The following is a 12,057-nucleotide window of genomic DNA, read 5'->3' as shown; positions in this document are numbered from 1 at the left end:
ATGAAACGGACAATGCTCTATCTTTCTCTGCTGGCTGTCAGCTGTAGCGCCAGCGCCGCAAAATACCCTGTTCTGACAGAAAGTTCGCCAGAGAAAGCAGGGTTCAATGTCGAACGGCTTAACCAGATGGATCGCTGGATTAACCAGCAAGTTGATGCCGGTTATCCTGGCGTAAACCTACTGATTATTAAAGATAATCAGATTGTGTATCGCAAAGCCTGGGGGATGGCGAAAAAGTACGATGGCAGCGTGTTGATGGCGCAGCCTGTAAAAGCCACCACCGAGACGCTGTATGACCTGGCCTCAAATACCAAAATGTACGCCACTAACTTCGCTCTGCAAAAGCTGATGAGCGAAGGCAAACTGCATCCTGACGATCTGATTGCGAAATATATTCCAGGGTTTGCCGACAGTCCAAATGACACCATCAAAGGCAAAAACACGCTGCGGATTTCTGATCTGCTGCATCACAGCGGCGGTTTCCCGGCGGACCCACAATACCCGAATAAAGCGGTCGCTGGCGCGTTATATTCGCAGGATAAAGGCCAGACGCTGGAGATGATCAAGCGCACGCCGCTGGAGTATCAGCCCGGCAGCAAGCATATCTACAGCGATGTCGATTATATGCTGCTTGGATTTATCGTCGAGTCGGTTACCGGTCAGCCGCTTGACCGCTATGTTGAAGAGTCGATTTATCGCCCGCTCGGCCTGACGCATACGGTATTTAACCCGCTGCTGAAAGGCTTTAAACCGCAGCAAATTGCCGCGACGGAACTGAACGGCAATACCCGCGATGGCGTGATCCACTTTCCGAATATCCGCACCTCCACTATCTGGGGTCAGGTGCACGATGAAAAAGCGTTCTATTCGATGGGCGGCGTTTCCGGACACGCAGGTTTGTTTTCCAATACCGGCGATATTGCGGTGTTAATGCAAACGATGCTGAACGGCGGTGGCTATGGCGATGTGAAGCTGTTCAGTGCGGAAACGGTGAAGATGTTCACCACCAGCTCAAAGGAGGACGCCACTTTTGGCCTTGGCTGGCGCGTGAATGGTAATGCCACCATGACGCCGACGTTTGGCACGCTGGCAAGCCCGCAAACCTACGGTCACACTGGCTGGACAGGGATGGTAACCGTTATCGATCCGGTCAATCATATGGCGATTGTGATGTTAAGCAACAAGCCCCATTCGCCAGTTGCCGATCCACAAAAAAATCCCAATATGTTCGAAAGCGGTCAGTTACCGATTGCAACTTATGGTTGGGTGGTTGATCAGGTGTATGCGGCGTTAAAGCAGAAGTAATAAAAAGGCCAGTCAGTTTTGTTACTGGCTGGCCTGAGACTGCTGACAAACGCAATACTGCCTGATGCGCTACGCTTATCAGGCCTACGCGCCCCCTGCAATGTATTGAATTTGCACGATTTGTAGGCCGGATAAGACGTTTACGTCGCATCCGGCGTGTACAACGCGCACTTTATCAACAATCTGAAGCCAGTCAGTAATGCTATTGGCTGGCCTTTAATCATCGAATCAGAAACGCTTACAACGCCATCAACTTGTCCAGCGACGGCGCGAAGTAATAGCCGCCGGTTACCGGTTTGGTGAAACGCAACATCGCATCACGCTTACCATCGGTATCGCCAAACATGCTCAGCAGTTGCTGCTCAATGTTATGCAGACGCGCACAGTAGGCGCAGAAGTACAAACCGTGAGTGCCACTGGCGGTGCCGTACGGCAGGCTCTGGCGAACAATCTTCAGTCCTTTGCCATCTTCTTTCAGATCAACACGGGTCAGGTGAGAAGTTTCCGGACGTTCGTCGCCATCAATCTCTTCGTTGGCTTCTTTGGTACGGCCGATCATCATCTCCTGATCGTGAACGCTCATACGGTTGAGTTGCTTCAGGTTGTGCTCCCAACGCTGCACAAACACATAGCTGCCGCCCGCATCCACGCCGTCTTTGATAACCGCCACTTCGCGACGCGTCTCTTCACCCGCCGGGTTTTCTGTACCGTCAACAAAGCCGCTCAGGTCACGCTCTTCCACCCAACGAAAGCCGTGGATCTCTTCTTTCACTTCAATGCAGTCACCAAAGGCTTCCATCGCCGCCTGGGCGACAGAAAAGTTTACGTCATGACGCAGAGAAAGAATGTGGATTAACACATCGAACTGAGTGGTCGGCGCAAGACCTTTGCCGTAGCCCGGAAAATCTTTCAGCTCTTCGGCACCAACGCCGCCGCTCAGAGCACGCCAGGTGTTGTTACCAAAGGCAACGACTGCACCAAGATGTGCGTCCGGGAATTTCGCTTCAAAAGTTGCCAGTTTGTCGGCAAATGTTTTACTGGCCGCACGCAGGGCATCAACTTCCCCTTTTACGTTGGCTTCGATCCAAATCGCCGCGCGGCAATGTTCTGGCAAAATGCCACTCTGAACCTGAGACATTGTTCCTCCTGAAAATAATAATGCCACGCAATCCGTGGCATTGTTGGGCGCTATTTTACGTGTTTTTTGTGATTCGCGGTTTGCTCAGACGCAAATTAACGTCGCCAGATAATTTTACTGACTTTCCAGTTTTTCAAGGTATCGTCCGAAGGCATTAACCCTTCAGGACCACTCCATTCACCGCTGAACTGGTAGCTAATATGTTGACTGCCTTCAGCTTTACATTCGACAGCACGATCATCACCATCTGCTTTTTGGCAATTGCCAAATGCTTTGCTGTAAAGGTCGCTAAACGGTGTACCGATTTTAACACCGGAGTCCGCAGGAATATTGCTGTCTGAAACGTCAATGCGGCTGATTGTACCTTGATCACCATTGATGACCATCGCCACGCTGTCGCCTTTCATCACTTCAAAAAAGCGCACTACATTACCGTTAGCGGTTTTCATTCCGCTGCGCAGGCGATAATCACCATCAAGCGCATCGGCAATAGCTTGTTCTTGTAATGGTGTGGACGCCGTTAATTCACCCACGCCCTGCTCGCTCACTTTGGTAGATGAACCAAACCAGTTCCACGGATTAGCGGCAGACCAGTTAACTGACGACATAGTGGAACAGCCGGTCAGCATCAACGGCATAGCGCATAACATTAAACGCAGCGATTTCATCTCACTTCCTTTGGTTATTCAATAACGTTGCTTGGAGTGCAAATTTGCAAAAAAGTGCCGTTAGAGGTAGATGACAAACACAAAATTGCCTGATGCGCTACGCTTATCAGGCCTGCTTTTTCCTGCAATATCTTGAATTTTCGATGTTTTGTAGGCCGGATAAGGCGTTCACGCCGCATCCGGCATAAACAAAGCGCACCTCTGCGTTATTCTTTTTCTTCATTAAAACAAGCGCGTAAACGTCGATTAGTCAGCAGCCAGATTAACGCCACAATATCCGCCACTACCAGCGCCAGACCGATTCCGCTAACCGATTCACCGTTCAGCCACAGCCACGGTTGCCAGCAAAGTAAAACCACTTGCGCCAACAGCAACAGAAAATAGAGCCCATGCCAGATACGGGGAAACGTAGCCCGCCGACCACTCAGCAAAAACGCCAGCACTGCTGGAATGCCGGGAATTAACCCCAGCCAGAAATTATCATGATCGGGATAAAACAGATTCAGCAGCGCAGTACCCTGCTCACGCGACGCACCGGCAATCACAAACAGCACCCAGGTTCGCGCCTGAAGCAGTAGCACAAGCCAGAAGAGAAAAGGTAAACGCAGGCGTCCGTGCGCATCATAATGGACAGGATGAAACTCAGTACTCTTCATCTTCAATCAAACGCTTACCCAGACTCAGCACATCAGCGTGTTCGTATCCCAGGCGTTCGTACATTCCGAGCACCATGTCATTGTCTTCCGGCACGTTGATCTGAATTTTCGGGCAACCGCGGGCAATCAGCTTTTTCTCCAGCCGATTAAGCAAGGCGTTAGCAATGCCGCGCCCGCGAAACTCCGGATGCACGCCAAGATAATAAGCAGACCCACGATGCCCGTCATAACCGCCCATCACCGTTCCCACCACTTCACCATTCACTTCCGCGACCAGGAACAAACTGACGTCATGGTTCATCTTGCGTTCGATGTCCATTTCCGGATCGTTCCACGGACGCAGCAAGTCGCAACGCTCCCAAAGGGTGATGACCTCTTCGAAATCTTCCTGGCGAAATACGCGTATCTCCATGGTATGAGTTACCTTTTTGGGGGTTAAAAGGGTGATTATGGCGTGAACGACCGAATTAGCCAATATCTGACGAAAATCGGTTGAAAAAGTGGCATAATGACGCGTTGTCATTTATTGAAATGAAAAGTAAAACAATTCTCACCAGCAAACCGTCGTAACGGATTACGCGATACGATATAACATCTGGAACTTCATTATTACAACTCAGGCCGTATGAGCACTTTTAAACCACTAAAAACACTCACTTCGCGCCGCCAGGTGCTGAAAGCCGGATTGGCTGCCCTGACGTTGTCAGGAATGTCACAAGCCATCGCCAAAGAAGAACCTTTAAAAACCAGCAACGGACACACTAAGCCGAAAGCCAAAAAAGCTGGGGGCAAGCGGATAGTCGTTCTCGATCCGGGTCACGGCGGGATTGATACCGGTGCGATTGGCCGCAACGGGTCAAAAGAAAAACACGTGGTGCTGGCAATCGCCAAAAACGTCCGTTCAATTTTGCGCAATCATGGCATTGATGCGCGGCTGACGCGTTCTGGCGATACCTTTATTCCACTGTACGATCGCGTTGAAATCGCCCATAAACATGGCGCTGACCTGTTTATGTCAATTCACGCCGACGGCTTTACCAACCCGAAAGCCGCTGGTGCATCGGTCTTTGCCCTCTCTAACCGTGGCGCAAGTAGCGCGATGGCAAAATATTTGTCGGAACGCGAAAACCGTGCTGATGAAGTTGCCGGGAAAAAGGCGACCGACAGGGATCACCTATTGCAACAAGTGCTGTTTGATCTGGTGCAAACAGATACCATTAAAAATAGTCTGACGCTCGGCTCGCATATTCTGAAGAAGATTAAGCCGGTGCATAAACTGCACAGCCGCAACACCGAACAAGCGGCATTTGTGGTGTTGAAATCACCGTCGGTTCCTTCGGTGCTGGTGGAAACTTCGTTTATCACCAACCCGGAAGAAGAACGGCTATTAGGCACGGCGGCGTTTCGTCAGAAAATCGCCACAGCGATTGCTGAAGGCGTGATCAGTTATTTCCACTGGTTTGATAACCAGAAAGCACACTCGAAAAAGCGGTAAGTGATGAAACCCGACGCACACCAGGTTAGACAGTTCCTCCTCGACCTTCAGGATACAATTTGCCAGCAACTGGCCGCCGTAGATGGCGCAGAGTTTGTCGAAGATAGCTGGCAACGTGAAGCTGGTGGCGGCGGGCGTAGTCGGGTGTTGCGTAATGGTGGTGTTTTCGAACAGGCGGGCGTCAACTTTTCTCACGTCCACGGCAACGCGATGCCCGCTTCCGCGACCGCTCATCGCCCGGAACTTGCCGGGCGCAGTTTCGAGGCGATGGGCGTATCGCTGGTAGTGCATCCGCATAATCCGTACGTTCCCACCAGCCACGCGAATGTGCGGTTTTTTATTGCCGAAAAACCGGGTGCCGATCCCGTCTGGTGGTTTGGCGGCGGCTTCGACTTAACTCCATTCTATGGTTTTGAAGAAGACGCCATTCACTGGCATCGCACCGCCCGTGACCTGTGCCTGCCATTTGGTGAAGACGTTTATCCCCGTTACAAAAAGTGGTGCGACGATTACTTCTACCTCAAACATCGCAACGAACAGCGCGGCATTGGCGGGCTGTTCTTTGATGATCTGAACACGCCAGATTTCGACCACTGTTTTGCCTTTATGCAGGCGGTAGGCAAAGGCTACACCGACGCTTACTTACCGATTGTTGAACGGCGTAAAGCAATGGAATACGGCGAACGCGAGCGCAATTTCCAGTTGTACCGCCGCGGGCGCTATGTCGAGTTCAACCTGGTATGGGATCGCGGGACGCTGTTTGGCTTACAAACCGGCGGGCGCACCGAGTCTATTCTGATGTCGATGCCGCCACTGGTACGCTGGGAGTATGATTATCAGCCAGAAGCAGGCAGCCCGGAAGCGGCGTTGAGTGAGTTTATTAAGGTCAGGGATTGGGTGTAACATCATGAAAATAAAAGAAAAATCATAATTCTCTGTTTGTGATTTGAAATTGCCCCTGTTTAATTTGTGTGCCATAGTGACACCATAATTGTTAGTCATCACTAACATTGAGGTATTATTATGGCTAAGAACATCGAACGAAAAGACACTCGCCTGGTTGCCAGAACATCTTTAGAAATACAGGAAATGATTCAAAGAGCTGCAGATTATTGTGGTTCAACTGTGTCACAATTTCTTATTGAATCTGCTGTGGATAAAGCACGCAACGTCATTGAACGTACTGAAGCGTTGCATTTATCTATGGCAGGAGCAGATGCACTGGTTGCTGCCCTTGAGAATCCACAAAGACCTAATCAAAAACTGCTAAAAGCAGCGCAAAACTACAAGGATGTAGTGAATGTCCGTGATAATTGAAGAGATAACTCAGCAGCATAATCGGAAACTTTTTGACTGTGGGAATCACGAATTCAATCAGTTTTTACAACAGCAAGCCCGGCAGAAAATAGTCAAACATATAGCAAAGACCTATGTGGCCTGCCGAAAATCAGCCCCCACAAATATCATTGGTTATCATACTTTATCAGGATATTCTGTTATTATTCCTCCTGTTTGCAGAGAATATAAAAACTATCCTCATCCTCTTAATGCGGTAAAACTGGCAAGGCTCGCGGTCGATTGTTTAAATCAGGGCGAGCGTTTGGGAGAAAAATTACTTATTGATGCCATCTATAGAACTGTATTAGTTGCCGAGCAAATTTCAGCTATTGGGCTGTTCGTAGATCCACTCCCCCCCAAAGTGATGCCTTTTTACGAACAATATGGATTCTTAAAAGCTGATTGTGATGATACATCACGTACAGAAATGTGGCTGCCGATTAAAACGTGTATTGAAACAGTCAGTATATTGTTATAAACAAAGTACGTTATTAACGGCGGCGAATGAACTATATATGTGACTTCTAATAACCTTATCTTTCAATTTATTATCTTCAGGCAAGGAGCGCCCCAATGACTGATCGTATTTCCTGTAAAAGCCCCGCGTGTACATCGACCATTCTGCCACAAACCGCAGCGCGCACCGGTGGGTTTTGCATGCCCTGTGTTCAGGCCCAACAACGACGTGAACACGATGAATATATCAGGAAAAACAAAAAGATCGTGAATGCGTTTGCAGGATTAAGCGATCCGGTTGCCATGCTGAAATTAGTTCACCAACCGCGAAAATTCGATGCGTTAATCGAGTGGACTCCCTGCCCCGTTCCCACCGATGCCCTGTATCAACAACTGACCGCCGATCAAGCGCAGCAGATGGCTGATTACGCCACAGACCGCTTTGCATCTGGTGAATATAAGCTCGCTCAGGAGATTTGTCTTTGTCTGGCGGCGTTTACCCAGGCGAATCTGGATGCGTATTTCAGAGAATGGATCTCTTACGATGATTTGGACAGTGATTCTTACATGCCTTTTCACCGTGCCCCCACGGACGTTCGCGATACGCTGTTAGAACGGGTTGAGGTTGATGCAGACAACAGAAATTGTATTCTGCAATGTCTGGCATGGATCGGGGATGACATTGTTGTCGAACGTTTTGCCCACTGGCGCAATAGCCCGCCGCCGTGGCGCAGTTCACTTTACATCGCGCCTGAAGAATATGCGCATGAGGCCGGTTGGGAGCTAACCACTGAAGGGCAAAGGCGTAATCTCTATTTTCCTCACTGTTTTCATCTGGAGATGAAAAACACCGGGTATTGCGAAGCTTTGCGTGTTGTTGATGAACGCAGCGATACCTGTCCAAATTGCGCATTGCCACTGACAAATCTTTTCGACGTTGACCTGAAGGCAACGGGTCTTAGCAATAACGGTAGGTTTCGCGTCGTGACTTGTGAATGTTGCACCGCCTACAGCACCATTTTCGGTTACATGGACTCACGAGGTAACGCTCATTTGTCTGCAAAAAATATCCCGCCAGCCTGGCTGCCGGATGATGTATCTGAATGGCGTCGGCTACCTGTAAACAGCATGAGACGAGGAAACCTTCGGCCACCATTATTCGCCGCAGACCCATTTTTACCTGTCTCTTTCTCGCAACTTGGTGGGCATCCAACCTGGATTCAGGACGCGAAATATCCTCTCTGCCCGGAATGCTCCCGCTCAATGACGTTTCTTGCGCAACTGGATTATGCCGATATTGAACAATACGGCGAAGGGATAATTTACGCGTTTATCTGCCCGGAGTGCCGGACAACAGCGACGTCTTATCAACAATCGTAGGAATTAATTTGCGCCAGTTTGCTCACGGGAGCATTTAAAAATGTCAGACACATCACATCAAGAAAGTAAATGGCACCCTCATCTGGATATGAGTTTTCTGGGGTGCGTGCTGGCATTTGCTATGGAAGTTTATTTTGAAGAACACATTTTTATTCCCCACGGTGGAGGAGCAAGTTTTGGATTGATAGCACTCATCGTTATTAATTTTATGACTATTCCGGTAGTGATCGTGGTAACAACACTATTTTGCTATTTATTTGGAATTTCGCGAAAGCGCGTAAATCGTATTTTGATATTCCTGTTGGCATGTATTTTGACAATTATCGGTTTGTTTATCGCATATCCCGTCGGGCAATAAAAAACAAAGCAACTCAATGTAATTGATAACTTCACTATTGGCCGGATTAAACACCCTCCCCATCCGGCCCTCAACCGCCCCCCAACTCCTGCATCCGCTGATGCAGTGTCAGTGACGGCTTCTCGGCAAACAGTTGCTGATAATCCGTGGCAAATTGCCCCAGATGCCAGAATCCCCACTGCATGGCGGCGTCTTTTACCGTCATACTTTGCGACCACGGACTAATCAGTTCACGGCGCACGGCGTTCAGGCGAATGCGTTTTAGCCACGCATTCGGGCCAATGCCCAAAATAGCGTGAAATGCGTTTTGTAGCGTGCGGCGGCTGACGTGCAGTTGATTACACAAGTCCAGTACGGTTACCGGTTCGGACATGTTTTCCAGCACATATTCACGGGCGCGGGAAAGCAAACGTCGGTAACTCTGATGACTAATACTTTCCGCTGTCACCATTGGTTGCGCTTCTTCCAGCATCGCCCCCATCGCCATCAGCAAATTATCCCCCAGCACTTTACGCACCTCAGGCTGATGAAGATTCTCCGGGCTCTCGCAAAATGTCGCCAGCGCCTGTTGGACAAAGCCCCACAGCGCGGCTTTATGCTGCTCTTTCACTTCCAGCGCCGACTGGTTACGTAACATATGCAGCACCCTTTCCGGGTTATGCAAAAAGTTAGCCTGCCGGGTAATGACATCTTCAGAAAGCACTACGCCAAGGATCGTATAATCATCCGGTGTACTCAGCTCAAACTCGGTGCCGCCAGGGCGCGTGGCAATTTCCGCGCTTCCCAGGCATTGTGAGCCGATAAATCCCTGTTCGCCGCGTGTCGCCGGAATACCAAACCAGAAAGAGTTCGGCCAGACCAGGCACGACTGACGCAGTGCCAGACCAGTGTATTCACGGAAAACCTGAATATCATCAAGCAGAATTTCCGTAAATTCACCATGAAACTTGCCCGGATGCAGCTGATCGTAAATCTGCTGCCAGGCGGTAATCGTCAAAGCATGTTCATAGACATCCGTTGTCTGTCGTTGATGAACATTATCCACTTCGACCTTCGGCGTAAGCTTCAGGTTTTCAGATAAGGGTTCATGATAAAGATGGTGCAAATTAGCTGTACGGGGCTTTTTCATGATGTTAATGCCGGGTGTTATATGACACCCGGCACCTCCGACAGATTAATGGGGCTTGAGACGATAACGGCTACTGCGTTTACGCAACGTCCCGGCAGAAAAGAGCTGTTCGAGCGCATTTCTGGCTTTTTCCAACGGCCAGCCAAAGTGGGCAGCCACTTCTCCTGCCGTCATTCCCTGACGTACTGATGTTAACAGCGCCAACAACTCGTCAGCAGATTCCGCAACGATAGCTGGCACGCAGGGTTCCTTTACAGCTTGCTTCGGCTGGCGGTTAAAGCCAGTAACCAGCCACTGGGTGTCATCGTCTGGCCGACCGATCTCCTTGCGGCTAATGACGCGCCCGGTACGCATCGCAGCAGCACAACCTGCGTCCAGCGCCGCACGACACGCCGCCAGATCGCCTTCCACCACCAGCGTCAACCTACCAGGGTCAAGTACTTCATGACTGAGCAGACGTACGTTGGCCGCTTTCAGCATCGCATCCGCCGCATCGATTGCTGCGACCATGCCGTCCACTTCCAGCAATCCCAGTGCATTGATCATCGGCAACCTCCGTTACGCACGCTGGATTGGATTCCGCGCGATTTCCAGCACTGCATCGGTAAAGGCATTACAGGCCGCTTTACACGCCGCCTGGCTTCCCGTTAAGAATGCGGCGGAATAGTTGGTTTCTGACGGCGGCGGGACATAAGTCACCAGTTGCACGTCGGCAGATTTCAGGGCTGCATCAATGCCATAAGTCGCTTCCAGCGGCGGCGCCACCAGATACGCCATCGGATCGCCAAGCGTAATACCCGCAGTGGAAGAGAGATAAGAACCAGTACGCGAAACCACATGTGCAAGGAATGCCGTATCTTGCGCATCGTTGGCCCACTGGAAGGCCGCACCGTTTTCAATATGCGCAACCATTGCATCCAGACCAGCACGCACTTCCGCCGGGTTTGGCCCGCCCAGCATAATCAGCACTTCACCGGCAGTCGGTGACGGGCCGTGTGCGGCTCCTGCATACAGCGAGCGGCCATACACCACTTCCACCATCGCCTGTTTGGTCGCTTCATCAGCGGCAATGTAGGTTACGTCATCGGAGTCGGCGGAAATCAGCCCAAGGCTACGAATATGCGGCGGCAATTTCAGCTCACGCGCAAAATCGGCGTTAACGGAGGCAATCACCCGCATGGCGGTGACCGACGGTCGAATCAAATCTAAAGCTGGCATAATGCCTCCTTATCGGGTCATGTTGATGCCGGATGCTTTCTGCTCCAGCATACGTTTCGCCAAATCCACAATAACTGCTGCGGCTTCAACTGGCGGCGTGCCGCCCTGGTGAATGTTAGAGATACAGGTGCGATCGGCCTCAACGGTGGTCGCCATACGCGGCGAGTAAACGGCGTAGCAGGAGAGACTTTCTGACTGCCCTAACCCCGGGCGTTCGCCCACCAGCAGGATCACCACTTTCGCGCCGAGGATCTCACCGATCTGATCTTCAATTTTCACGCGACCGTAACGCACAAAGAACGGCGTGCCGACTTTCAAACCAGCCTGTTTCAGGCCCGCCATCAGCGGTGGCAGGATCTCTTCATAGTTCACGGTGATCGCGTCAGTAGACAGACCATCAGAAATAACGACCTGTACGTCCGGACTGGCGACACACTGTGATTTCAGGGCTTCAACCGCTTCTGCACACAGGCGGCGACCCATATCCGGGCGAGTCAGGTAGAGATTTTTGTCGCTAATTTCAGAGCGCACTTCCAGCAAGCCCTGCGCTTTCACCCACTCTTCCGGGACTTCTTTCAGTACGGTATCTTTCGAACGAGAGTGATCGGCCAGGAAACGCAGCAGCGCCTGGGTACGCGGACGCGGACCAGCACGACCGGTACAAACGCGGGCCACGGTGCTGCGGCGCAGTTCTGTTAATACGTCTGCGCGATGCGGATTTTCAACGCCAATCCACGCCTTCGCTTCAGCGGAACCTAAATCCAGCACACAGCTTTCCGAGGTCACTGGTGTCGCACAGGTGGTGGTGGCGCACTTTGCTTCTGACGGCGCGGGGGCCGCTTGTCCCATTGACGCCATCACGCTGCGTACAATTTCTTCAATCTGTTTTTGATCCATGATGTGTTATCTCCGCGTC

General features: G+C 50.8%; 15 protein-coding genes. 7 read left to right on the top strand and 8 right to left on the bottom strand.

Translation table 11 applies throughout. The annotated features are described in order from the left end of the window. A complete protein-coding gene (gene pbp4b, locus FEK42_RS00355; RefSeq protein ID WP_138211697.1) occupies positions 1-1,305 on the top strand; it encodes a penicillin binding protein PBP4B in 1,305 nt (434 codons plus the stop codon). Between the two features lie 238 nt (positions 1,306-1,543). Here pbp4b and yfeX read toward each other — a convergent pair whose 3' ends face one another. The 4 genes from yfeX to FEK42_RS00335 all read right to left on the bottom strand — a co-directional run bounded on the left by yfeX (position 1,544) and on the right by FEK42_RS00335 (position 4,179). Next, positions 1,544-2,443 carry a porphyrinogen peroxidase gene (gene yfeX / locus FEK42_RS00350; RefSeq protein WP_000084590.1) on the bottom strand — a complete coding sequence of 300 codons (900 nt, stop codon included), beginning with the start codon at positions 2,441-2,443 and terminating at the stop codon, positions 1,544-1,546. Between the two features lie 95 nt (positions 2,444-2,538). Next, a complete protein-coding gene (locus FEK42_RS00345) occupies positions 2,539-3,111 on the bottom strand; it encodes an RpoE-regulated lipoprotein (protein ID WP_135491696.1) in 573 nt (190 codons plus the stop codon). Between the two features lie 206 nt (positions 3,112-3,317). After that, positions 3,318-3,767, bottom strand: a complete 450-nt coding sequence (locus tag FEK42_RS00340) for a DUF2919 domain-containing protein (RefSeq protein ID WP_130207394.1) — start codon at positions 3,765-3,767, stop codon at positions 3,318-3,320. Continuing rightward, entirely contained in the window at positions 3,754-4,179 is a 426-nt protein-coding gene (locus FEK42_RS00335; RefSeq protein ID WP_000406000.1) for a GNAT family acetyltransferase, read from the bottom strand. Before FEK42_RS00335 ends, FEK42_RS00340 begins: the two co-directional genes overlap by 14 nt. Before the next feature lie 213 nt (positions 4,180-4,392). Between FEK42_RS00335 and amiA the strand changes: the two genes are divergently transcribed. The 6 genes from amiA to FEK42_RS00305 all read left to right on the top strand — a co-directional run bounded on the left by amiA (position 4,393) and on the right by FEK42_RS00305 (position 8,794). Beyond that, a complete protein-coding gene (amiA, locus tag FEK42_RS00330) occupies positions 4,393-5,262 on the top strand; it encodes an N-acetylmuramoyl-L-alanine amidase AmiA (RefSeq protein ID WP_130207396.1) in 870 nt (289 codons plus the stop codon). A gap of 3 nt (positions 5,263-5,265) precedes the next feature. Then, positions 5,266-6,165 carry an oxygen-dependent coproporphyrinogen oxidase gene (hemF, locus tag FEK42_RS00325; RefSeq protein ID WP_131162084.1) on the top strand — a complete coding sequence of 300 codons (900 nt, stop codon included), beginning with the start codon at positions 5,266-5,268 and terminating at the stop codon, positions 6,163-6,165. A gap of 120 nt (positions 6,166-6,285) precedes the next feature. Continuing rightward, complete coding sequence (locus FEK42_RS00320; RefSeq protein ID WP_131162085.1) at positions 6,286-6,579, top strand: DUF1778 domain-containing protein; 294 nt, start codon at positions 6,286-6,288, stop codon at positions 6,577-6,579. Beyond that, positions 6,563-7,078: an N-acetyltransferase gene (locus tag FEK42_RS00315; RefSeq protein WP_135492875.1), complete on the top strand. Its 516-nt coding sequence runs from the start codon at positions 6,563-6,565 to the stop codon at positions 7,076-7,078. Before FEK42_RS00320 ends, FEK42_RS00315 begins: the two co-directional genes overlap by 17 nt. A 95-nt stretch (positions 7,079-7,173) precedes the next feature. Next, positions 7,174-8,436, top strand: a complete 1,263-nt coding sequence (locus FEK42_RS00310; RefSeq protein ID WP_135492876.1) for a DUF1963 domain-containing protein — start codon at positions 7,174-7,176, stop codon at positions 8,434-8,436. A gap of 40 nt (positions 8,437-8,476) precedes the next feature. After that, on the top strand, positions 8,477-8,794 hold the full coding sequence (locus FEK42_RS00305) for a hypothetical protein (RefSeq protein ID WP_135492877.1): 318 nt from the start codon (positions 8,477-8,479) through the stop codon (positions 8,792-8,794). Between the two features lie 70 nt (positions 8,795-8,864). Here the strand turns inward: FEK42_RS00305 and eutR are convergent, their stop codons facing one another. From eutR to eutC, 4 genes are read right to left on the bottom strand one after another with little or no spacing between them, the layout of a single operon-like run. Beyond that, the gene (gene eutR, locus FEK42_RS00300; protein ID WP_138211696.1) at positions 8,865-9,923 is read right to left on the bottom strand and encodes an HTH-type transcriptional regulator EutR; all 1,059 of its coding nucleotides are present in this window, start codon (positions 9,921-9,923) and stop codon (positions 8,865-8,867) included. A gap of 45 nt (positions 9,924-9,968) precedes the next feature. Then, entirely contained in the window at positions 9,969-10,469 is a 501-nt protein-coding gene (eutK, locus tag FEK42_RS00295; protein WP_130207402.1) for an ethanolamine utilization microcompartment protein EutK, read from the bottom strand. A gap of 12 nt (positions 10,470-10,481) precedes the next feature. Next, on the bottom strand, positions 10,482-11,141 hold the full coding sequence (gene eutL / locus FEK42_RS00290; protein ID WP_001111027.1) for an ethanolamine utilization microcompartment protein EutL: 660 nt from the start codon (positions 11,139-11,141) through the stop codon (positions 10,482-10,484). Between the two features lie 9 nt (positions 11,142-11,150). Further along, on the bottom strand, positions 11,151-12,038 hold the full coding sequence (eutC, locus tag FEK42_RS00285; protein WP_135492878.1) for an ethanolamine ammonia-lyase subunit beta: 888 nt from the start codon (positions 12,036-12,038) through the stop codon (positions 11,151-11,153). Positions 12,039-12,057: the final 19 nt, after the last annotated feature.

The organism is Escherichia sp. E2748, from assembly GCF_005781125.1.
In the GTDB taxonomy this organism is placed as follows: Bacteria; Pseudomonadota; Gammaproteobacteria; order Enterobacterales; family Enterobacteriaceae; genus Escherichia.
Note: the sequence above shows the minus strand (reverse complement) of the source record. Positions and strands in the feature narration are given on the sequence as shown.